The organism is Micromonospora sp. NPDC048843 (assembly GCF_040649965.1).
GTDB classification, from domain to species: domain Bacteria; phylum Actinomycetota; class Actinomycetes; order Mycobacteriales; family Micromonosporaceae; genus Micromonospora; species Micromonospora hortensis.
This window is the reverse complement of record NZ_JBEZGJ010000025.1, coordinates 1-21,866: the sequence shown is the minus strand read 5'-3', so window position 1 is coordinate 21,866 and position 21,866 is coordinate 1. Positions and strand designations below refer to the sequence as shown.

Below are 21,866 nucleotides of genomic sequence, written 5' to 3'. Positions count from 1 at the left end.
CCCGTTCGGCGGGCAGGATCGGGCGGGCGACTTGGCAGAGCGTCACCGAGGCATGACCCCTAGTACAACCGTCGCGCGCTGCCAGCCGGACGGCCGATGGCGTCGCGGTCGCCGGTCGAGCCGGACGACGCTCGGGCGCTAGCCGGGTTTGATGCTGGCGAGCTGGACCAGCAGCTGGACCAGCCGGTACGCCTCGGCGACGTCGACGGCGTGGAAGGCGACCGTCCGACCGCCGCCGACGCGGGTCACGCCCGGCACCAGAGTGGCGAGGTCGACCATGTACGGGCCGTACAGGTCAACCTCGACGTCCAACGGCCCGGCCATCTTCGCCGGGGGAATCGAGGCGCGCCGGGCGATCGCGTCGGCGGCAGCATGGCGCAGCCGCTCCCGGGCCTCCTGAGGATGCAGGGCCACCGCGGCGGCCTGCCCCAGGGTCTGCTTGACGGCGACGGTGACAGCCGAGGGCACCAGCTCACTGAATTCCGTGCAGGCGGTGTCGTCTCCGCTGAGCAGGACGACTGGCGCGTCCAGGTGCCCCGCCATGGCGACGTTGAGGCCGATCTCACCCAACGATCGGCCGGCCACCCGTACGTCGAGAACGGCGTCACTTATCGTGTGGGCCAGCACGGCGGGCCCGGCACCGGCCCGAGCGTGATAGCCGATGAGCAGAACGGCATCCGTCTGCTCGTCCAGCCCCGCGAGCATGCCCAGCGGGCGGGGTTTGCCTCGCACGAGGTGAGCACGCCGGTCGAGGTCCTCCGGCAGGATGTTCCGAAACGTTCCGTGTGCGTCGGCGACCCACACCACCGCGTCGGGTTCGGCATCGAGGACCCCGGCGATCACCGCGTTCGCCTCGGCCGTCATCAACGCCCGGCCCCGCTCGTAGTCGTACCGATCCGGGTTCGTCTCGGTGGAGTGCACGATCCCCGAGATGCCTTCCAGGTCCACCGAGATCAGCACCTTCATGACTCCAGGACCCTACGCGCTCCGGAGACGATGTCGACCCCGCGCGGCGCAGCCCCGTCCCACCGCGCCGATCTCGTAGTTGCGGTCGTCGGAAAGAGAGCCGCCGATCTTGGACTTGTGGCGCCTGGATGGTCACGGCAAGGGGCAATTGTCCCCCACCACAACTCCATGATCGACGGGCGCGGGCGCGGGCGCGGGGGCGGGGGGCGGGGGCAGGGCGGCGCGGGGCGGGGGGCGGGGGCGTCAGGCTGGGGCTGAGGCTGGGGTTTGGGCGTGGATGTGGAAGCGCAGCGAACGGGCGTCGGTGAAGCACTCCCGCATCGGGCGCACCAACTCCCGGTGCTCCGGGCTGCGTTCCCAGTCTTCGAAGTCGGCCAGGCTCGCCCACTCACTGGTGATCAACCACTGCTCCGGGTCGGTCGACGACCGGCACACCTGGTCGACCAGGTGCCCCGGGACACCGCCGGCGACCAGGTGCCGCACCTGTTCGTACGCGGCGAGGAACTGCTCGGTGCGTGGCAGCGGCACCCGTACCAGAAAGACCACCCGGGCCCGTTCGTCGCTCATGACGCCTCTCCCCTCATCGGCGCGGCCCCACGCAGGACCAGCGCGCTGTTGAACCCGTCGAAACCCCGCGCGCAGATCAGGGCGAGTCGGCTGCGCGGTCGGCGGTGCTCCCGCAGGAAGTCCAACTCGCAGCCCTCAGCCACCTCGTCCGGTCCCGCCGACGCGGGCAACGTGTCGTGAGCGAAGGCGAGCAGCGCGGTGGCCACGTCCAACGCCGAGCCGCCCTGGTACGCCCGACCGGTCAGCGGTTTCTGCGTGGTCACCGGGGGCTGCCGGTCGGCGAACACGGCCCGCAGCGCCTCGGCCTCGCTGCGGTCGTAGCGGGGCACGCCGAGAGCGTCGGGCAGCACCACGTCGATGCCGGCGGCGGCGACGCCCGCGCGGTCCAGGGCCAGCCGCATCGCCCTCGCGTACTGGGCTGGGTCGCCGCTGCTCTCCGCCGTGGTGTGCGCGGCGTCGTGGGTGGAGCCCCAGCCGCTCACCTCGCCGTAGACCCGGGCGCCCCGGGCCAGGGCGTGCCCCAGCTCCTCCACCACGAACACCGCGCCGCCCTCGGCCGGCAGGTAGCCGCTGGCCGCGGCGTCGAACGGCCGGTACGCCCGCTCCGGGTCGGCGACGTCACTGAGCAGCCCCGAGCGGAGCTGGCAGGCGAGCGCGTACGGGCTCAACGGGCATTCGGTCGCCCCGGCGATCACGACCGGGGTGCCCCGGCGTACGGCGCGGGCGGCGTGCGCCAGGCTGTCCAGCCCACCGGCCGACTCCGCGACCAGCACCCCGCTCGGGCCCTTGAACTGGTGGTGGATGGAGAGCTGCCCGACGCTGGCCGCGTAGAACCAGGCGATCGACTGGTACGCCCCGACCGTCCGCGACGTGCCGCCCCACAGCCGTTGCAGTTCCCGCTGACCGAACAGGTTGCCCCCGGACGAGCTGGCCAGGGTCACCGCGTAGCCGTACGGGTCGGGGGCCCGGTCGGGCAGGCCGGCGTCGGCCAGCGCCAGCCGGGTGGCGGCGAAGCCGAGGTGTGTCCACCTGTCGGTCTGCACCAACTGCCGACTGTCGGCGTAGGAGTCGGCGGTGAAGCCGGGCACCTCCCCACCGAAGCGGGTCGGATAGCCGGCCGGGTCGAACAATGTGATCGGCCCAGTCCGGCGGGTGCCGGCGAGGACCGTGCGCCAGTGCGCGTCCGCGCCGATGCCGCTGGGTGCGACCACCCCGATGCCGGTCACCACCGCCCGGGCCGTCGTGCCGCCACCGTGCGAGGCGGCGCTCACGCCGCCACCGCGCCGAGCATCCGACGGAAGACCATCGCCGACTGGAAACCGCCGAACCCGCTGCCCACCGACAGGGCCACGTCCACCGGGACCTCCCGTGCCTCATTGGGTACGTAGTCCAGGTCGCACTCCGGGTCCCGGGTGCTCCAGTTCGCCGTGGGCGGCACCACACCGAACTCGATGGCGAGGGCACACGCGGCCATCTCGATCGACCCGATCGCGCCGAGCGAGTGCCCGACCATCGACTTGATCGAGCTGATCGGTATCCGGTACGCGGCCTGACCCAGCGCCCGCTTGAACGCGGCAGTCTCGTGCCGGTCGTTCTGCCGGGTGCCCGAGCCGTGCGCGCTGATGTAGGAGACCTGCTCGGGCAGGATCCTGCCCTGCCGTAGCGCGTCGGTGACGGCGAGGCCCATCTCCAGTCCGTCCGGCCGCAACCCGGTCATGTGGAAGCCGTTGCTGCGGCTGGCGTACCCGGCCACCTCGCAGTAGATGTGCGCTCCCCGTCGCCGGGCGTGGCCGGCCTCCTCCAGCACCAGCACCGCCCCGCCCTCGGCCAGCACGAACCCGTGCCGGTCGGCGTCGAACGGGCGGGAGGCGTGGGCCGGGTCGTCGTTGTCCGGGCTGGTCGCCTTGATCGCGTCGAACGAGGCGACAGTGACCGGCGAGATCGGCGAGTCGGACGCACCGGCCAGCATCACGTCCGCCTCACCGTCCACGATCATCTGATGGGCGTACCCGATCGCGTCGATGCCGGAGGTGCAGCCGGTGGAGACCACCTGCGCCGGGCCGTGCAGCCCGTGCCGGCAGGCCACGTCCGCCGCGAGGCTGCTGGGCACCAGCGCCTGATAGAGGTACGGGCCACCGCGCGTCCCGTCCACCAGCCACCGTCGACCGTGCTCGCTCACCGTGACGTACTCCTGCTCCAACGCCATCGTGCCGCCCACCGCCGTGCCCAGCACCACCCCGGCCCGGTCCCGTTCCGCGTCCGTGAGCACCAACTGGGCGTCGGCCACCGCCTCGGCGGAACAGGCCAGCGCGAACTGCACGTACCGGTCGGCCCGGCGTCGCTCGGCCTCGCTCAGCCCCGCCGCGACCGGATCGAAGTCGCACTCCGCAGCGATCTGCGACCGGAACGCCGACGGGTCGAAGAAACTGATCCGGCGGGTGGCGGTCCGCCCCTCGGTGATGGTCTTCCAGAAGCGGTCCCGGCTGGCGCCGCCCGGGGCGACCACCCCGATCCCGGTCACCACCGTGCGGCGCCCGGTCATCGCGTCACCTCTGTTCGCGACTGCGGGGCTCGCAAACCCGGCTCACTCCTCGCGCTCACGCTGCCACCGACGGTTCGCGACTGCGGGGCTCGCAAACCCGGCTCACTCCTCGCGCTCACGACGTGCCCCGCTGTTCGACAAGCTCGGTGTCGACGTGGCCCAGTTCGGGCCGGGGGGCGAGCGGGCCCAGGTGGAAGACCACCTCGGCCGGCTCGACGCCGGTGTTGCGCAGCCGGTGCCGCACGTTCACCGGTACGAACAGCCCCTCACCGGCGGCCAGCAGCGTCGGCTGGTCGTCCAGGTCGACGGTGATCGCGCCCCGGACCAGGTACAGGAACTCCTCGCTGTACGGGTGGTAGTGCTCGGCGATCCGCTCCCCCGGTTCGAGCGTGGCCACCCCGAGAAAACCTGAGGTGCTGCCGACGGTGCGGGGGCCGAGCAGCACCCGCAGCTCACCGCCGCGCCGACGGTCGGCGGGTACGTCCCGGGCGGCGATCGGGCGGGTGCTCAGGTCACTCATCGTCGGCTCCCGTCGGTGCGTCGCTGGCGGTCGGGCTGCCCTGGTCGGCGCGCTGCCAGGCGATCCGCTCCACCCGGTCCTTGATCACCGCGAGTTGGATCACGCTGTTGGTGTTGATCCGCTCGGTCATCGCGGCGTTGTCGACCGGCGCGGTCGGCTTCATGGCGAAGTCCTGCGTCCAGGTCATCCGGGTCCCACCGGCCTCCTCGGTGTAGCGCCAGTGGATGCGCATGTACTCGAACGGCCCGGTCTCCACCCGGTGCGCCCGGACCTGCCTGCTCACCGGGTCGGCGGTGCGCTCGCTGACCCAGCTCCAGGACACCCCGTTCTCGTCGGGGTACATGGTGAGGCGGAACCGCACCGTGTGCCCCTCGCGGTGCAGGATCTCCACCACCGCGTACTCGGTGAACAGCTCGGTCCAGTTCGCCACGTCGTTGGTGACCTCCCAGACAAGTCCCAGCGGCGCGTCGATGACCACGCCGTTCTCGGTGTGCCCGGGCGGGTCGGCGCGGCGGGCGACAAGGTCGGCCACCGCCGGGATGCTCAACTGTCCGGCCTGCTCGGGGATGGCCACCTGCCAGCGGTCGGCGACGACCGCCGAGAGTTCCAGCAGGGCGAGCGAGTCCATGCCCAGCTCCTCGAGCGACGCGGCGGGCGCCCGGGCCGCGGCGTCGGCGTCCAGCCCGCAGTGCGCCACCAGGATGTCGGTGATCTCGGCGGTCATCGGGCGACCATGGGTGACGGTCATCGGGTCCTCCTGTGGGTTGCGTCGGGATCTGCGGCGGGCGCGGTGCGAGGTGCGGGAGTGACCGTCGGCCCCGGCGCGGGCGCGGCGAGCAGGCGGTCGACCAGGCCGGTGGTGTAGCGGCCCTTGCGGAATGCGGCGTCGTCGAGGACCCGCCGGACGAACGGGATGGTGGTGTGCACGCCAGGACCGGCGACGTCGAACTCGTCCAGGGCACGTTCCAGCCGGTTGAGGGCCAACTCCCGGTCGGGCGCCCACACGATCACCTTGGCGAGCAGCGAGTCGTACCAGGGGCCGACCAGGTAACCGGCGCTGGCGTGGGTGTCCACCCTGGTGAACGGGCCGCCGGGTGGGGTGAATCGCACCAACCGGCCGGGGGTGGGGGCGAAGTCGCGCTCGGGGTCCTCGGTGTTGACCCGACACTCCACAGCGACGCCGTGCAGGCGGATCTCCTCCTGCCGCCACCGCAGCGGTACCCCGGCGGCGATGTGGAGTTGCTCGTGCACCAGGTCGATGCCGGTGACCATCTCGGTGACCGGATGCTCGACCTGGATCCGGCAGTTGATCTCCAGGAAGTGGAACTTCTCCTCGGCGTCGACCAGGAACTCCAGCGTGCCGGCACCGACGAAGCCGACCTGGAGCGCACCCCGCAGGGCGGTCTCGGCGATGGTGTCGAGAACGGCGGCGGCCAGCGCCGGGGCGGGCGCTTCCTCGACGAGTTTCTGGTGCCGGCGCTGCACCGAGCAGTCCCGGGTGCCCAGGTGCACCCCGTTGCCGTGGGCGTCGCAGAGCACCTGCACCTCGACGTGCCGCGCCTCGGTGAGGTAGCGCTCGACGTACACCCGGTCGTCGCCGAAGGCGGCCTGCGCGGCGGCCCGGGTCCGGGTGTACGCACGGCGCAGCTCGCCCGGTGTGTGCACCACTGTCATCCCCCGGCCCCCGCCCCCGGCGGCGGCCTTCACGATCACCGGGTAGCCGACGGTGTCGGCCACCTCGGCCGCCGCTGCGGCGGTCGGCACCGGCGCGACACTGCCCGGCGACAGCGGCAGGCCGGCGCGGCTCATCAGTGCCCGGGCCGAGGACTTGTCGGCCAGTGCGGCCATCACCGCCGGTGGCGGGCCGATGAACGTCAGCCCGTTGTCGGCGCAGATCTCGGCGAAGTCGGCGTCCTCGGAGAGGAAGCCGTAGCCGGGGTGCACGGCCTGCGCCCCCACCTGCCGGGCCGCCTCCACGATGGCGGCGGCGTTGAGGTAGCTGCGCCGACTCGACGCCGGTCCGATCCGGACGGCCTGGTCGGCGAGGCGGACCGCCGCCGAGTCGGCGTCGGCGGCGGAGTAGACCACCGCCGTTCGCACGCCGAGCTCCTTGCAGGCACGCAGCACCCGCAGCGCGATCTCGCCCCGGTTGGCGATCAGCACGGTCTCGAACATGGTCAACCACCCCGCGCCGTCATGCCGGGTCCAGTTCGACGAGCGGCTGGTCGTATTCGACTGGCTGGCCGTCCTCGACGAGGATCGCGGCCACCCGGCCGGCCCGGTCGGCGGTCACCTCGTTCATCAGCTTCATCGCCTCGACGATGGCCACCGGCTGGCCGGGGCGGACCAGGTCGCCCACCGCGACGAACGGCCGCGCGCCGGGCTCCGGCGCCCGGTAGAAGGTGCCGACGATCGGTGCCCGCACCGCGGCCCGCCCGGGCACCGGCGGCCGGACCGCAGGTGGTGTGCCGGACGCCGGCTCGGCCGCCGGTGCCGCCTCGGCCCGGGGCTTTGGTACGTCCGGTCGGGTCGCGTCCTCGGGGTGCCACTCGACCTCCAGCACCGCCGCCCCGCTGCGCAGCCGGATCCGGCGCACCGGCCCGGCCAGCTCGGCGATCAGGTGTTGCGCCTGGCGGCGCAGTCCGGCCAGCGCCGCCTCGCCGTCCACCCCCACGTCGTCGGACGCGTCGACTGTCGACAGCGCCCCGTCGCCGGCGGTCATCGCAGGCCCGCCCGAGCGCCGACGCGGTTCGCGCCGAACCGTCGGAAGCGTTGCCGGCGCAGGCGGACCAGCATGGCCGGTGGCACGTCCAGCAGCGGCAGGAGGTTGGCCAGCAGGGCCGCACGTAGGCGGTGGGCGGTGTCCGCCGGGTCGTCGTGCGCGGCACTCGACGGCTCCGACACGACCTCGTCGACCACCCCGAGCCGGCGCAGGTCGGGCGCTGTCAGTCGCAACGCGCGAGCCGCCTGCGGGGCCGCGGACCGGTCTGGCCAGAGGATCGCCGCACACCCCTCGGGGCTGATCACCGAGTAGACGGCGTTCTCCAGCATCAGCACCCGGTCGGCCACCGCCAGCGCCAACGCGCCGCCGCTGCCGCCCTCGCCGGTGATCACCGCGAGCACTGGGGTGGGCAGCACGGTGAGGGTGAGGATGTTCTCGGCGATGGCCGCCGCCTGACCCTGCTCCTCGGCGCTCACCCCGGGGTCGGCGCCGGGGGTGTCCACCAGGGTGACCACTGGCAGGCCGAGGCGGGCCGCGAGGCGCATGAGCCGCAGCGCCTTACGGTGCCCGGCCGGGCTGGCCATGCCGAAGTTGCGGGCGACCAACTCGGCGGTGGTGTGCCCCTTCTGGTGACCGATGACCATCACGTGCCGGCCGGCCAACCGGGCGACCCCACCCACGATGGCCGGGCAGTCCGCGCCGAGCCGATCGCCGTGCAGCTCCACGAACCCGTCGAAGACCGAGTCCAGATAGTCCAGTGTGGTGGGCCGCCCCGGGTGCCGCGCCATCCGGACGGTGTCCCACGCGTCGCGTACCGCCGGGGTGCCGGTGTCTCCCTCGGCCGCCGGCCCCGCCAGGGCCGCGCCGTCGTCGGCGAGGCGCTCGCGGTGCGACGCCGGCTCCTGCCGGGGTACGGGCGGACGCGCCGGACGGCCGGCGCGGGTCGCGGCGAGCAGCGCCATCAGCCGTCCGCGCAGCGACCGGCGCTGCACCACCATGTCGACCTGCCCGTGTCGGAGCAGGAAGTCGGCGGTCTGGAAGCCCTCCGGCAGGGCCCGCCCGGTGATCTGGCGGATCACCCGAGGGCCGGCGAAGCCCATCCGCGCGCCACTCTCGGCGAGTACCAGATCGGTGTTGGTGGCGAACGAGGCGGCCACCCCGCCGTAGGTCGGGTCGGTGAGGACGCTCACGGTGAGCAGCCCCGCCTCGCGCAACGCGGCGATGGCCTGACTGACGGTCGCCATCTGCATCAACGACAGCGCGCCCTCCTGCATCCGCGCCCCGCCGGAGGCGGTGATCAGGACCAGCGGGGTGCGGTCGTCCAGCGCCCGTTCGGCCGCCCGGGTGATCAGCTCGCCCACCGCGCAGCCCAGGCTGCCACCGAGGAAGCGGAAGTCCATCACCGCCAGGGCTACCGGGTGCCCACCGATGGTGGCCGTGGCGCAGACGACCCCCTCGGCCAGACCCGTGCTGGCCCGCGCACCGGTGAGCCGGTGCGGGTACGGCAGCATGTCGACGAAGTCGAGCGGGTCCGCCTCCGGCAACCGGTCGGGCAGCAGGCACAGCGAACCCGGGTCGACCAGTTGGCGCAGGCGCTCCGGCGCGCCGAGTCGGGCATGCTCGCCGCACTCCGGGCAGACGTCGAGGTTGCGGCGCAGCCGTTTGCGGTAGAGCAGGCTCGCGCAGCCCGCGCAGCGGGACCAGAGCTGCTCTTCGCGCGGCGCGGTGGCCGTCACGACCGCCGCCCGACGTCCGGGGCGTCGAACCGGTAGAAGCAGCGCGCCATGGCGTCGCGCGGCGAGCGCCAGGTCGACAGGTACGGCGACACGTACGGCCGCAGGCGGTCACTGACCCGGATGAACTCGGGGTGGTCACGAGCGGCCTCCACCGCGCCCTCCGCCGGCTGCGCGGTCTCGAGCAGGTGCACGTAGAGGTCGTGCAGTCGATACAGCGAGCGATGCCGGACACCGACCAGGCGCGGCAGCTCCGTCGCGTCCGACTCGGCGAAGATCTCGGCGACCCGCTCCTCGGCGGTCGGATCGACCTTCGCGACGATCAGTGATCGGTCCATACTGGGCCTCCCCCCACAGCGTCCGGCCGGCGACGGGTGGCCCCCGGACGCGCTGGACGACTGCCGACACGATGCGCCGATCCTCGTCACGGCGGCGTCACCGTGCCGGGTCGGCCAGCGACGGGCGGTGGTGACGCTGCGTTGACGCAACCTGTGCATCAGCTATGTGCCCGGCGCGTTCCACGCACTAATGTTTATGCAGTTCAGAACCGATCTCGGGTTGACTGTCGCTAATAGAAGGTCCACGCTGGCGTTGACGCAACGTGACCATTATTGATAATCTTCAGCGTGGTCAGCCCGGCGGCCTCGGCGGGCGGGGCCGCGCCCGGCCACGCCGCGATCGGCGGGGTCGACAGTGGCGTCGAGGGCAACCGATCCGGGACACAGCAGACAGTCGGGACGAGCGTTCCGCAGGGGGTGCCGCCGTGGCCGCTGATCCGTCCGTGCCGACCGCCGGAGACCCGCCCGAAAAGGGTGTCTCACTGCACCTGCTCGGAGGTTTTCGACTCCTCCGCGAGGCGGTGCCGGTCGTGGTGCCGCGCGGGCTGCAACGGGTGATCGCGCTGATCGGGCTGCGCCCCGGCGCCACCCGCAGCCAGCTCGCCGGGCTGCTCTGGCCCGACGCGTCGGAGGAACGGGCGCTGTCCTCACTGCGTACCGCGCTGTGGCGGCTGCGACAGGACCCGTGCTGCCCGATGACAGTGGCCAGCGACACCGTACGCCTCGGCCCGGCGGTCCGGCTCGACGTGGACGAGCTGGTCGGCACCGCGGCCCGGGTCCGGGACGGCGACGACCCGCGCACCGCGGCCGGGGCCCTCGCCGCCGGGCGGCACGACCTCCTGCCCGGCTGGTACGACGACTGGGTGCTGCTGGACCGGGAACGCCTGCGCCAACTCCGCCTGCACATGCTGGAACAGGTGGCCGGGCACCACCTGGCCGCGGGGCGGCACGGCGAGGCCCTCGAAGCCGCGTTGGAGGCGATGGCCGCCGAGCCGTTACGGGAGACACCACACCGACTGGTGGTCCGCATCCACCTGGCCGAGGGCAACGCCTTCGAAGCCGTGCACGCCTTCTACGTCTACCGGGACCTGTTGCGCCGGGAGCTGCGGCTGGAGCCGAGCCCCGCCATGAGCGCCCTGCTCGACGACACCCTCGCCCCGATCCGCCAGGCCAGCCGCGAGGCCATCACCGACCGCCCGTCACCCGCCGTTCGGCGTACGTGACGGCGGCGCCCGTCACCGCCCGGTCGGCGCACGTGACGGTGATGTGACAGGCGCTGCGGCACGGTGGGGGCACAGAGCACGTGGCACCGATCCCCGAGGGGTCGGGCAGGCCACCGGCGGAAGGGGTCCCATGAGTCGTCTACTGATCGTCAGCCGGATCATCCCGGGAGCGGAGGGGCGGGTCGCGCAGATCTTCGCCGAGTCCGACGCCACCGACCTGCCCGGCCTGACCGGTGTCACGCACCGATCCCTGTACTGCCTGCACGACCTGTGCGTACACCTGCTGGAGACCTCGGACGACCTCGACCCGGACGCGCTCGCGGCGGCCCGCAACCACCCGCTCTTCCGACAGGTCAACGAGCGGCTCTCCGCGCACACGTCGCCGTACCTGCCGACCTGGCGTTCCCCCCGGGACGCGATCGCTGGCTGCTTCTACCGGTGGGACGCCGCCGAGGCGCCCGCAGCGCGCCCGACCAGCACCGACGCGCCCGCCCCGCGGCCGGCCAGCACCGAGGCGCCCGCTCCTCGCCCGGCAGTTACCGAGGCGCCCGCCGCGCACCCGGCCGGCTGACATGTCCGCCGCGCCGCCGCACGTCCTGATCATCGGCGCGGGCACGGGCGGGCTGTGCCTGGCGCACGGCCTGCGCCGCGCCGGGATCAGCGTCGCCGTCTACGAACGGCACCGCGACCGCGCCGAGGGGCTGCTCGGCTACCGGGTCGGCATCGGCCCCACCGGTAGCCGGGCACTGCGGGAGTGTCTACCTCCGGAGCTGTTCGCCACCTTCCTGGCCACCTGCGCCCGGCCGCCGCACTACTTCAACGTCGTCACCCAGGGGCTCCGCCAGACCGCGTCGTTCGCGCTGCGGCCGAGCGCCGACCCGGTACGCACCGAACACTCGGTGGCCCGGATGGTGCTGCGCCAGGTGCTGCTGACCGGCCTGGAGGACGTGGTGCACTTCGACAAGACCTTCACCCGGTACGAGCAGCGCGACGACGGCACTGTCACCGCGCACTTCGCCGACGGCACCAGCGCCACCGGCGACCTGCTGGTGGCGGCCGACGGCACCCATTCCGCCGTACGCCGCCAGTACCTTCCGCACGCCGTCACCCGCGACGCCGGGACGATCAACATCGCCACCCGGATCCCGCTGACCCCGCACACCAGCGGTCTCATTCCGGAGCGGGTCCAGCAGGGCATCTCGCTGATCTTCGGCGTCGGCGGGATGATGGGGGTGCTGCACGTCATGGAGTTCAAGTGGGACGCCGAACGCGCTATCAAGCCTGGCGTCAGCGAGCCCGACGCCACCCTGCTCCGGAACTGGCCCGGCCTGGCCCACGACACCACCACCGACAACATCAACCTGATCATCTGGAGTGCTGCCAACCGGTTCCCCGCCGACATCATGGAACGCCGCGGTGAGGCCCTGGTGCAGGTCGCGATGGACCTCACGAGGAACTGGCACCCGCACCTTCGGGAACTGCTCACCCACGCGGACCCGGCCAGCGCCCTACCGATCAAAGTGTCCACGTCCGAGCCGGTGCCGCCCTGGAAGAGCAGCACCGTCACCATGCTCGGCGACGCCATCCACACCATGACCCCGGGTCGGGGCGTGGGCGCGAACACCGCGCTGCGCGACGCCCGCCTGCTCTGCGCACAGCTCAGCCGTGCCACAGCCGGCGAGAAGACGCTGCTCCAGGCGGTCGCCGACTACGAGGCCGTGATGGCGCCGTACGGCTTCGCCCGGGTCGCCGAATCGCTGAATCGCAGCGGCACCAGCGGCGACGACCGGATGTACCGACCGGTGGTGGGTCGGCTCGCGTTGCTCGGCGCGCGCGGCTACTTCGGAGTGACCAGTCGGGTACCACGGCTCCGTCGCCGGTTCGTCGACGACTTCCACACCTACGAGGGCGACCGGGACTGAACCCCGCATCGCCCGACCCGGGCTCGGCGACCCACGCCGGGCCCGGGTCTCATCGTGTCCAGAACGCTTTGCCCGACCGATCCATGCCTGACCCGCTCCATGCCCGACCCGGTCTCATCGGGTCGGGTTTTGGTGTGATCGGGCGACGCTGTGTCACCCGGCAAACACCGGCTGAGGTGGCTGTCCCGCCGGCAACGCTGACGGCCGATCCTGCCTGTCGTCGGCAATACGCGTGTGCGAAGCTGCGGCGAGTTTTTCTCGTGACTTTTCCAACGACCTGAGAGGGAGGTTCGCCGTGGCGTGGTCTTTCGGACACTCGCTGATAGTGGTACTGGCACTGTTGCTGGGCCTGGCCGCCGGGTGGCTGCTGCGCGGCCGACGGGGCGTACAGGGCAATTCGATTGTGGATGGTGACCCCGTCGCCGGCCTGGCCGTGATCACCACGCCCACGCCGGCTGCCACCGCCGACGAGGCCCGGCCTGCGGCCGCCGTCGACCCGGCACCCACAGCGGTCGCCGACGAGCCGGTACCTGTCGACACGGTCAGCGCGCCAGCCGCGCTGACCGAACCGGACGGTCCCACCCCGGTGCCCGTGCCGGCGGACGCCCCGAGCACCGTCGACCCGGCGGACATGGCGCTGACCGAGGACCCGCCGTCCGTACCGGTCACCGAGCACTCCGACGCCGCTGAGCTGCGGCAGGAGTCGGGCGTGGACTCGGCCCCCGAGCCGATCACTGTCGACGACCAGCCCGCCCCGGCGGCCGTGGTCGCTCCCCGCCAGCCCGCGGACGACCTTCCGCCGACCGACGCGGCGCCGCTCGACACGACGCCGACCGACGATGCGGCGATCGACGCTGCGCCGGTAGCGGCCACCCCGGCCGACACCACGCCTGCCGACGACGCGCCGGTCGAGACCGCGCCCGTCGACACCACGCCGATCGACTCGACGCCGGCCGACGATGTGCCGGCCTCCGTCGGCTCGGCCGACGACGTGGAGACAAAGGCCACGGCGGTCGACGCCACGCCGGCAGAGGCGTTGGCGACCGCAGGACCGTCCGATGCCGCGCCGGTGCAGGCCGATTCCGTGAACGTCGAGCCGGTGCAGGCCGACTCGGTGAACTCCGAGCCTGCGGTGGCCGCTGCGGTCGACGAGCGGTCGGCGGTGGCCGGGCCTCCGGTCCGCCCGACCGCCGCCGCGACCCCTCCGGTTCGTTCGGCCGCCGACACGACGATCAACGGCGTCGACGCCGACCCGACGGGCCCGGCCGACGACTTCCGCCGGATCCAGGGGATCGGGCCGAAGATGGCGGCCGCGTTGCAGGACGCGGGCGTGCGCACGTACGGCCAGCTCGGCGAGTTGGACGAGCCGGCGCTGCGCGACCTGATCCGGGCCGCCGGCCTGCGCGCCGCACCTGGGCTGGCCAGTTGGCCGCAGCAGGCACGCGTGCTCGCCGGCGCCGGCGACGAGATGGCCGCGGTGCTGCCGAGCGGCAACCAGGTCTGACCGCCTGCATTCGAGCCCCCGGCAGCCGTCCATCGCGACGGTTCGCCGGGGGCTCGGCCGTAGCTGCCGAAATTTCCGACGCCCACCGCCCGGGTGGTCGACTCGAGTCCGCGCTGCATGGTGACGATCAGCCCGCCGAACACCTCGGTCACCACGGCGCGTAACCCCTCCGACGAGACGCCGAAGGCCGCCACCTTCATTCGGGGCGACATCGGCACGCTCGCAGGTGTGCAGGCATTCGCCGCGGCAGCGCTCGACGAACTCGGCGGCGTCGACATCGTGGTCAACAACGCGGCGGCGGCACGCGCTCACCTCGGGGGTGTGGCGTCCATCCCCGATGAGGAATGGATCGACGCCCTCGACCTCAACTATCTGTCCGCCGTGCGGGTCAACAACGCGCTGCTGCCGGCGCTGCGCGAGGCCGGAGCGGGCGGCGCGATCGTCAACATCTCATCGGGAGCGGCCCTCACGCCGGCGCCGCCACTGGCTCATTACAGGGCCGCCAAGGCCGCCCTCAACACCTACGGCAAAGCGCTCGCTTCCGAGCTCGCGCCCGCCGGAATCCGGGTCGCCACGATCATTCCCGGCAACGTCCTCACCCCGGGTGCCGACGCGATCCGCAGAACTTCGCCGACGCGATGAACGTCGCGCTCGCCGCCACCACAGCGGGCATCCCTCTGGGTCGTCCCGGGGACCCGCGCGACATCGCCGAAGCCGTCGCCTACCTCGTGTCGGACCGGGCTCAGTGGGTCACCGGAGTAAGCCTGACGGTCGACGGCGGCGAACTTCCCGTCGTCTAGCGCCACGTTCGGTCAGCCACAGAGCGACCACGTCCGCCACGAAGATCCACTCGGCTTTCAGGAAACCGCGCCAACCGCCCGACTGGAACACCCCGACTTTCAGGAAGCCGGGTCGATCACCGGTGAGCGGCCCCGCCCTCAGGCGCGCAGCTCGGCCGCCAGGTCGCCGATCGACGCCATCGCGTACCGCTGCATTCCTGGACCGAAGGTGATGCGTGTGGCACCCTGCCGGCCCAGCTCGGCCACTGACTCCCGGTCCGGTCCGGCGGCCATGTTGATCGGTCCGGAGATGCCCGCCCGCAGCTGCGGGAGCACCTGCGGCGGCGCCAGGATCGGGTAGACGCAGTCGGCGCCGGCGGCCACGTAGAGGCGGGCGCGTTCCACCGCGTCGGCCGGGTCACCCGTTCCGACAAGGAAGGTGTCGACGCGCGCGTTGATGACGAGCGCGTCGCCCGCCTCCGCGCGCACCTCGGCCAGCCAGTCGGCGTGCCGCCGGGGGTCCTTGAGGGTGGCGTTCCGCTCCGAGTCCTCCAGGTTGCAGCCGACGGCACCGGCCTCCAACAGCCGTCCGACCAGCTCGCGGGGGGCGAGGCCGTAACCGCCCTCGACGTCGGCCGACACCGGAACGGACACGGCGCGGACGATACGCGCGATCGCCGCGAACATCTCGTCCGGCGGGGTCGCGCCGTCCTCGTAGCCGAGCGAGGCGGCGACACCCGCGCTCGGGGTCGCGAGCGCCGGGTAACCGGCGTCGGCCAGCACCCGGGCGCTGGCCGCGTCCCAGGGGCCGGGCAGGACGAGCGGGTCGCCGGCGGCGCGGTCGTGGTGCAGAGCACGGAAGGTGGAGGCTGTCATCGTTGTGGTCTCCCGACAGGGCTGCGGAGGGCGGGGCTCGGGCGGTGTGTCCGCCGTTGGAGTCAAGCACGGCGCCGGTGATGCACGCGGATCGGTCCACCGCCCGCATGGTGGACCACATGGTCAATAATTGCTACGCTGGTCGGATGGCCAGGCCACGGCAGTTCGACGAGGAGCAGGTGATCCGCGCCGTCCGAGACCAGTTCTGGGACGCCGGCTACGCGGCCACCTCACTGGAGGACCTGGTGCGCGTCAGCGGGCTGGGCAAGGGCAGCCTCTACGGCGCCTTCGGCGACAAACACCGACTGTTCCTGCGGGCGCTGCGGGAATACACCGACACCAGCGGCGGCTACCTGCGCGAGATGCTCAGCGCCGCTCCCCGCGCCCTGGACGCGCTGCGCGCGTTCGTCATGGCGCCGGTGAACGACCCGGGCGGTGCTGCCGCCCGGCGCGGCTGCCTGATGGCCAACAGCACGTACGAACTCGCCACCAGCGACCCCGACGTCCTCGCCGAGGCGCGGCGCACCTACGAGGCGACGACCGCCCTGGTCACCGAGAGCGTCGGGCGGGCCCAGGACGAGGGCGACCTGCCGCGCGACGTCGACCCGGTCGAGACGGCGCGCGCGCTGCTCGCCGCACAGCAGGGCCTGGTGTTCATGGGGCGGACGGGGCTGGACATCGACACCCTGACCGCCACGGCCCGCACCCTCGCCGCCAAGCTCCTACCGGACGCCTGACACCAGCCGGCCGGGAGCGCGGCTATTTGATCTTGCGGGTGGACCGGACCACGATGCTCTCGTACTCCGGGTGCTTGACCAGCCAGTCGGCGATGAACGGGCAGATCGGCACGACGGTCCGGCCCTTGCCCCGGGCGTCGTCCAGCACGGCCCGCGCCAGCGTCGACCCGACGCCCTTGCCCTCGTACGCCGGATCGACCTCGGTGTGGGTGTAGGCGATGATCGAGCCGGTGAGCTGATAGGTGACGAACCCGACGACCGCGCCCGCCTCGTCGCGCGCCTCGAAACGCTCCCGCGCCGGCGCGTCTGTCACTGTGAACTGCACCCGACCATCCAACCACCCGACCCGGCGGCGCTCGCTGCGGACCGGCAGGGCTCGCGACCCCACGCGCATTGTCTCGGCCGAAACGGGAAACGCAACGCGGCCGGGCACCGGGAACGCGACACCGCCGGGCAGACCGTGGGAGGAGACACGCCACCATGACGAATCCATCGACGGACGGCGGCTTCGCCGTCGTCGAGATGTTCACGTCCCAGGGCTGCAACAGTTGCCCTCCCGCTGAGGAGTTGCTGAGCGAGATCGAGCGCGACGCCCGGGACCGGGGCCAGAACGTCTTCGCCCTCGGGTTCCACGTCGACTACTGGGACGACCTGGGCTGGCCCGACCAGTTCGCGGACGCGGCGTACACCGCGCGGCAGGAGGCCTACGCCCGCGCGCTCGGCACCCGTGGTCTGTACACGCCGCAGATGGTCGTCAACGGCACCGTCGAGTTCGTCGGTTCCGATCGCCGCCGCGCGGCCGCCGCGATCATGTCCGCCGTGGCCTCGACCGCCGCCACACCACTGGCGCTCTCCATCGCCAACCTGGGCAATGACCGGGTGATGGTGGACTACCGGACCGAACAGCCGCCGGAGCGCGCGGTGTTGCACGTGGCGGTCGTGGAACGGGAGCTGACCAGCGACATCGCCCGGGGGGAGAACGCCGGGCGGACGCTGCGGCAGGACAACGTCGTACGCGCCTTCAGGTCGGTGAGCCTGGACGCCGAGCGCGGGCAGGTGGAGCTGGCGACACCGCCTGGTCTCGATCCGCGGAGCGCCAGCGTGGTCGGCTATGTCCAGGAGAACGGCGAACGGGCGATCGTCGGCGCCACGGCCATCGAGCTGTCCACCGCGTAATCTCAGCCCATGCGGATGGTGCGGGGTGCGAGGCGGTTCGGTGGCTGACGCGGACGACGTACGCCGAGTGGCGCTGGCCCTGCCGCACACTGTGGAGATCGCCAGTGACGGCTTCGACTTCCGGGTGGCCGACAAGGGCTTCGTCTGGTCCTATCCCGAGCGGACACCGGGCAAGCCTCGTGTGATCCGGCTCGACATCGCGGTGCTGTTCGTCGGCGACGAGGCCGAGAAGCAGGCTCTCCTGCTCGGGGAACCCGAGGTCTTCTTCACCGCGCCCGGTTACGACGGCCTGCCTCTGGTGTTGCTGCGTCTGGCGGCGGTCGACCTGGACCGGTTGACCGAGCTGGTGACCGACGCGTGGCGGATGCGCGTGCCGGACGCGCTGTCGAACGACAGTGAAGGCGAACCGCTGGGCGACCGTGCGGGTGCCGGCAAATAGCGACATCAGCACGCAACGGGTTGGACACATTGACGGGGATCTCGGTACTCCACTACCGTGGCCGAGAGAGCGCTCTCTCACCTGACCTTCCCCCCAATTCAGACGCATAGCGCTGGACCCGGCAAGGGCCGCACCCGGCGCGCGCGATGGAGGCACGATGAAACCTCCCGTCCCCCACCGCCGATGGGCCCTGGCCGCCGCCACAGCGCTGGCCCTGGTCGTCGGCGGACTCACGATCCCGGTCACCCGCGCGGCCGAGGCCGCGCCCGTCGGCGCCGGCAGCTACACCACCACCCCGGTCGGCGCGCTCCCCAGCGGCTGCGGGGCGATGTCCAGCAACCCCCGGCAGTTCGCCACCGCCAACGCGCCCGCCGGGCCGATCCCCACCAACGACTGGTGGTCCTCACTGCTGTGGAAGCGCACCGACTGCTCGTTCAGTGAGCCGCTGCACGCCCACCCGATCTCGTACGACACCTTCGGCGACGGGCTGGGCTTCTCCGCCAACTCCACGCCCGCCATCAGCGGCACCGCCACCGGTGTCGGCGAGTTCCACTACCCGTACGTGCAGGACATCCGGGTCGGTGTGGCCGGGCTCGCCGCACCACTGGTGAAGGTCGACGGCTGGACGGACTGGACGGTCAGCCCGCACTGGAGCGACGGCACGCGCACCATGCGCGCGACCATCGGCCACGGTCTGCCCTTCGCGTACTTCCAGACCACCGGCGGGAACGCGCAGATCAGCACCGCGGGCACCCCCGACGTCTGGTCCAACAGCGGCGCCACCATCGGCTTCCGGGTGAACGGCCACGACTACGTCGGGTTCGCGCCCAGCGGCGCCAGTTGGACAGTGGCCTCCGGCCGGATCTCCTCCACCCTGGCTGGTCGCGGCTACTTCTCCGTCGCCCTGCTGCCGCCGACGTCCAGCGCGACCGAGCGCGCCGCGCTGGCAGCGACCTACGGTCAGTACGCGCACGCCCACGTGACCGGCACCCAGCTCTCGTACGCGTACAACCCGGCGACCAGCGGCCTGACCACCACGTACGCGTTCACCACTACCGCCCGGGAGGGCACCGCCACGCAGACGGTGGTCAGCCTCTACCCGCACCAGTGGAAGTCGCTGAGCGGGTCCACCGCGATCACGCCGACCTACCCGTCGGCGCGTGGCCGGATGAGGGTGCTCACGGGAGTCAACCAGTTCCGCACCGCCATGAAGTTCCAGGGCATCCTGCCGGAACTGCCGGCAGTCGGCGACGGCACCGGTGGTGACCTGTCGACGCTCACCGGGCACCTGGCCGCCACCCGCGCCAACCCGATGGACCAACGCGGCAACGACACCTACTGGACCGGCAAGGGGCTCGGCCGGGCCGCGCGGATCGCCGAGATCGCCGACCAGGTCAACGACACCACGACGCGCGACAGCGCGCTGAACGCGATCCGTAGCACGCTCACCGACTGGTTCACCGCGTCCAGCGGCAAGACCAGTCGGGTCTTCTACTACGACAACAACTGGGGCACGCTCATCGGCTACCCGGCGTCGTACGGGTCGGACCAGGAGCTCAACGACCACCACTTCCACTACGGCTACTACATCGCCGCCGCGGCGACGCTGGCGAAGTTCGACCCGGCCTGGGCGGCCACCAGCCGCTACGGCGGCATGGTCGACCTGCTGATCCGCGACGCCAACAACTACCGCCGCGGCGACACCCAGTTCCCGTATCTGCGGGACTTCGACATCTACGCCGGGCACGACTGGGCGTCCGGGCACGGCTCGTTCGGCTCTGGCAACAACCAGGAGTCCTCGTCGGAGGGGATGAACTTCGCAAGCGCTCTCATCCAGTGGGGGCAGACGACGGGTAACACCGCCATCCGTGACGCGGGCGTCTTCCTCTACACCACCCAGGCCGCCGCCATCCAGGAGTACTGGTTCGACGTCAGCGACCAGAACTTCCCCGCCGCCTTCGGGCACTCCACGGTCGGCATGGTCTGGGGCGACGGCGGCGCGTACGCCACCTGGTTCAGTGGCGAGCCGGAGATGATCCAGGGCATCAACCTGCTGCCGGTCACCGGCGGTCACCTCTACCTGGGCAACAACCCGGCGTACGTGCGGACCAACTACGCCGAACTGGTCCGTAACAACGGCGGACAACCGACGGTGTGGCAGGACATCCTCTGGCAGTTCCAGGCCCTCGGCGACCCCGACGCGGCGCTGGCGAACCTTCGCGCGAACCCGGGCTACACCCCGGAGGAGGGCGAGAGTCGGGCGCACACGTTCCACTGGATCCGCAACCTCGCCGCCCTCGGCAACGTCGACACGACGGTGACCGGCAACCATCCGCTGTCCGCGGTCTTCTCCCGCAACGGGGCCCGCACCTACGTGGCGTCGAACCCGACGGCGACGCCGATCACTGTGACGTTCTCCAACGGCACCACGCTCGCCGTGGGCGCCGGCAAGACGGCCACCACCGGGGCGTACACCTGGAGTGGTGGCAACGCGGCCGGCGGAGTCCCCCCGACGACGCCGACGGACCCCCCGCCGACGACCGACCCGCCGACGACCCCGGGCACCCCGACGCGGTACCTGCTGCCCGGGGGTGGGTTGGGCGCCGCCGGTAGCGCGGCCACGACGACTGTCGCTGCGGCGAACGGCAACCACGACGGCACGCCCACCAACGCCCAGGTCTTCACGGCGACCGGCCTCAACCTCGCCTACGCGGGCGGGCAGACGGCGTTCGACCTGTTCGTGGACGCCGGGACGGCGGTCGGCAACGGCGTGCAGGTGCGGATCTCCTACGACCTCACCGGCAACGGCAGTTGGGACCGGGTGGAGACGGGGCGCTACTTCGCCACCGACCCGGTCACCGGCTACGAGCACTACACCCAGAGCGCCGGATTGTCCTCGGCCACCGGCACGCTGGGAGCGCTGAGCAACGGCAGGGTCCGGGTGGAGGTCTGGTCGGCGATCGGCAACAACCCGACCACAGTGGGCATCGGCAACCAGTCGGTGCTGCGGCTCCCGTACTCCTGATCGACAGGCACGACGCGACATGACGTCGGCCGGTGCGGAGGGCCACGAGAGGTCCTTCGCACCGGCCGACGTCGGTCGTTCAGTCGGTCATCGGGTGATCACGAGGCGGTGCAGGTCGGCGTGACGCCGGAGGCGCTGCCGGTGCCCTGGAAGCCGAACTCGGTGACCTGGCCCGCGCCGAGCCGGCCGTTGTAGTTCACGTTGGCGAACCGCACGGTGCCGGTGGAGCCACTGGCCGTCGCGCTCCAGGTGTTGGTGACGCTGGCACCACTCGGGAGCGTGAAGCCGACGTTCCACCCGCTCGTGCCGGCGGAGCCGGCGGTCACCTTCACGGAGGCCACGAATCCACCGGTCCACGAGTTCAGTGACACCGACGCCGAACAACCAACCGCCGGTGGGTCCGTCGGCGGATCGGTCGGCGGGTCGGTCGGAGGGTCGGTCGGCGGATCGGTCGGCGGGTCCGTCGGGATGGCCGGGCCGGCGTTGAGGGCGTTCAGGACGTTCGTGTACGCGGCCTTCTTGTTGCCGTTGCAGTCGAACAGCAGGGCGTTGTCCGAGCCACGCCACGAGTCGCAGTCCCGCACTCCCCACACCGTGATACCGGTGCAGCGCGAGACGTTCATGCAGGCGCGGGTGACGGCGCCGAAGATGTTGGCCTGGTTGCCGCCGGTCATCACGTCCAGCTCGGTGATCTGCACATCCACACCGAGATCGGCGAACCGCTGCAGGTTGGCCTGGTAGTCACCGGCCAGCGAGGTGCCCAGGTGCGACTGGAAGCCCACGCAGTCGATCGGCAC

21 protein-coding genes and 2 pseudogenes are annotated in these 21,866 nt (G+C 72.1%); 10 read left to right on the top strand and 13 right to left on the bottom strand.

The window, feature by feature from the left end:
- Window positions 1-138: 138 nt before the first annotated feature.
- The 10 genes from AB0C20_RS08995 to AB0C20_RS08950 form a co-directional block, all read right to left on the bottom strand.
- Window positions 139-966: a M55 family metallopeptidase gene (locus AB0C20_RS08995; protein ID WP_357188560.1), complete on the bottom strand. Its 828-nt coding sequence runs from the start codon at window positions 964-966 to the stop codon at window positions 139-141.
- Between the two features lie 243 nt (window positions 967-1,209).
- Window positions 1,210-1,533, bottom strand: coding sequence for an antibiotic biosynthesis monooxygenase family protein (locus AB0C20_RS08990; RefSeq protein WP_357188558.1), 324 nt, complete (start codon window positions 1,531-1,533; stop codon window positions 1,210-1,212).
- Window positions 1,530-2,804, bottom strand: a complete 1,275-nt coding sequence (locus AB0C20_RS08985; RefSeq protein ID WP_357188556.1) for a beta-ketoacyl synthase N-terminal-like domain-containing protein — start codon at window positions 2,802-2,804, stop codon at window positions 1,530-1,532. The genes AB0C20_RS08990 and AB0C20_RS08985 overlap by 4 nt, the downstream gene beginning before the upstream one ends.
- On the bottom strand, window positions 2,801-4,075 hold the full coding sequence (locus AB0C20_RS08980; RefSeq protein ID WP_357188554.1) for a beta-ketoacyl-[acyl-carrier-protein] synthase family protein: 1,275 nt from the start codon (window positions 4,073-4,075) through the stop codon (window positions 2,801-2,803). The genes AB0C20_RS08985 and AB0C20_RS08980 overlap by 4 nt, the downstream gene beginning before the upstream one ends.
- Window positions 4,076-4,190: 115 nt before the next feature.
- Complete coding sequence (locus AB0C20_RS08975; RefSeq protein ID WP_196922953.1) at window positions 4,191-4,595, bottom strand: cupin domain-containing protein; 405 nt, start codon at window positions 4,593-4,595, stop codon at window positions 4,191-4,193.
- The gene (locus AB0C20_RS08970) at window positions 4,588-5,343 is read right to left on the bottom strand and encodes an SRPBCC family protein (protein ID WP_357188552.1); all 756 of its coding nucleotides are present in this window, start codon (window positions 5,341-5,343) and stop codon (window positions 4,588-4,590) included. Before AB0C20_RS08970 ends, AB0C20_RS08975 begins: the two co-directional genes overlap by 8 nt.
- Complete coding sequence (locus AB0C20_RS08965) at window positions 5,340-6,770, bottom strand: acetyl-CoA carboxylase biotin carboxylase subunit (protein WP_357188550.1); 1,431 nt, start codon at window positions 6,768-6,770, stop codon at window positions 5,340-5,342. The genes AB0C20_RS08970 and AB0C20_RS08965 overlap by 4 nt, the downstream gene beginning before the upstream one ends.
- Window positions 6,771-6,789: 19 nt before the next feature.
- A complete protein-coding gene (accB, locus tag AB0C20_RS08960) occupies window positions 6,790-7,317 on the bottom strand; it encodes an acetyl-CoA carboxylase biotin carboxyl carrier protein (protein WP_357567673.1) in 528 nt (175 codons plus the stop codon).
- Window positions 7,314-9,053 carry an acetyl-CoA carboxylase carboxyltransferase subunit alpha gene (locus AB0C20_RS08955; RefSeq protein ID WP_357567672.1) on the bottom strand — a complete coding sequence of 580 codons (1,740 nt, stop codon included), beginning with the start codon at window positions 9,051-9,053 and terminating at the stop codon, window positions 7,314-7,316. The genes accB and AB0C20_RS08955 overlap by 4 nt, the downstream gene beginning before the upstream one ends.
- Window positions 9,050-9,388 carry a TcmI family type II polyketide cyclase gene (locus tag AB0C20_RS08950; protein WP_203120710.1) on the bottom strand — a complete coding sequence of 113 codons (339 nt, stop codon included), beginning with the start codon at window positions 9,386-9,388 and terminating at the stop codon, window positions 9,050-9,052. Before AB0C20_RS08950 ends, AB0C20_RS08955 begins: the two co-directional genes overlap by 4 nt.
- Window positions 9,389-9,813: 425 nt before the next feature.
- Here AB0C20_RS08950 and AB0C20_RS08945 point away from each other — a divergent pair, with 425 nt between their 5' ends.
- The 6 genes and pseudogenes from AB0C20_RS08945 to AB0C20_RS08920 all read left to right on the top strand — a co-directional run bounded on the left by AB0C20_RS08945 (window position 9,814) and on the right by AB0C20_RS08920 (window position 14,837).
- Complete coding sequence (locus AB0C20_RS08945; protein ID WP_357567671.1) at window positions 9,814-10,611, top strand: BTAD domain-containing putative transcriptional regulator; 798 nt, start codon at window positions 9,814-9,816, stop codon at window positions 10,609-10,611.
- A gap of 130 nt (window positions 10,612-10,741) precedes the next feature.
- Window positions 10,742-11,062, top strand: a pseudogene (locus AB0C20_RS08940) (TcmI family type II polyketide cyclase); the annotation flags it as partial.
- 121 nt (window positions 11,063-11,183) lie between these two features.
- Window positions 11,184-12,533: an NAD(P)/FAD-dependent oxidoreductase gene (locus AB0C20_RS08935; RefSeq protein WP_357567670.1), complete on the top strand. Its 1,350-nt coding sequence runs from the start codon at window positions 11,184-11,186 to the stop codon at window positions 12,531-12,533.
- A gap of 1,123 nt (window positions 12,534-13,656) precedes the next feature.
- Window positions 13,657-14,037, top strand: a pseudogene (locus AB0C20_RS08930) (hypothetical protein); the annotation flags it as partial.
- Window positions 14,038-14,154: 117 nt separating this feature from the next.
- On the top strand, window positions 14,155-14,679 hold the full coding sequence (locus AB0C20_RS08925) for an SDR family NAD(P)-dependent oxidoreductase (RefSeq protein WP_357188542.1): 525 nt from the start codon (window positions 14,155-14,157) through the stop codon (window positions 14,677-14,679).
- Window positions 14,676-14,837 carry an SDR family oxidoreductase gene (locus tag AB0C20_RS08920; protein ID WP_357188540.1) on the top strand — a complete coding sequence of 54 codons (162 nt, stop codon included), beginning with the start codon at window positions 14,676-14,678 and terminating at the stop codon, window positions 14,835-14,837. Before AB0C20_RS08925 ends, AB0C20_RS08920 begins: the two co-directional genes overlap by 4 nt.
- Window positions 14,838-14,975: 138 nt before the next feature.
- Here the strand turns inward: AB0C20_RS08920 and AB0C20_RS08915 are convergent, their stop codons facing one another.
- A complete protein-coding gene (locus AB0C20_RS08915; RefSeq protein WP_357188538.1) occupies window positions 14,976-15,692 on the bottom strand; it encodes an isocitrate lyase/phosphoenolpyruvate mutase family protein in 717 nt (238 codons plus the stop codon).
- Between the two features lie 146 nt (window positions 15,693-15,838).
- Here AB0C20_RS08915 and AB0C20_RS08910 point away from each other — a divergent pair, with 146 nt between their 5' ends.
- Window positions 15,839-16,429 carry a TetR/AcrR family transcriptional regulator gene (locus AB0C20_RS08910; protein ID WP_357188536.1) on the top strand — a complete coding sequence of 197 codons (591 nt, stop codon included), beginning with the start codon at window positions 15,839-15,841 and terminating at the stop codon, window positions 16,427-16,429.
- Window positions 16,430-16,451: 22 nt separating this feature from the next.
- On the opposite strand, the gene AB0C20_RS08905 is transcribed toward AB0C20_RS08910, so the two are convergent.
- Window positions 16,452-16,817: a GNAT family N-acetyltransferase gene (locus AB0C20_RS08905; protein ID WP_357188534.1), complete on the bottom strand. Its 366-nt coding sequence runs from the start codon at window positions 16,815-16,817 to the stop codon at window positions 16,452-16,454.
- A 92-nt stretch (window positions 16,818-16,909) separates the two neighbouring features.
- On the opposite strand from AB0C20_RS08905, the gene AB0C20_RS08900 reads away from it, so the two are divergent.
- The 3 genes from AB0C20_RS08900 to AB0C20_RS08890 all read left to right on the top strand — a co-directional run bounded on the left by AB0C20_RS08900 (window position 16,910) and on the right by AB0C20_RS08890 (window position 21,069).
- Window positions 16,910-17,605 carry a DUF1223 domain-containing protein gene (locus AB0C20_RS08900; RefSeq protein ID WP_357188532.1) on the top strand — a complete coding sequence of 232 codons (696 nt, stop codon included), beginning with the start codon at window positions 16,910-16,912 and terminating at the stop codon, window positions 17,603-17,605.
- A 40-nt stretch (window positions 17,606-17,645) separates the two neighbouring features.
- Complete coding sequence (locus AB0C20_RS08895; protein ID WP_357188530.1) at window positions 17,646-18,044, top strand: hypothetical protein; 399 nt, start codon at window positions 17,646-17,648, stop codon at window positions 18,042-18,044.
- A gap of 157 nt (window positions 18,045-18,201) precedes the next feature.
- A complete protein-coding gene (locus tag AB0C20_RS08890) occupies window positions 18,202-21,069 on the top strand; it encodes a glycosyl hydrolase (RefSeq protein ID WP_357567669.1) in 2,868 nt (955 codons plus the stop codon).
- 98 nt (window positions 21,070-21,167) lie between these two features.
- Here the strand turns inward: AB0C20_RS08890 and AB0C20_RS08885 are convergent.
- Window positions 21,168-21,866, bottom strand: a 699-nt coding sequence (locus AB0C20_RS08885; protein ID WP_357567668.1) for an endo-1,4-beta-xylanase, incomplete at its 5' end; no start/stop codon positions are given.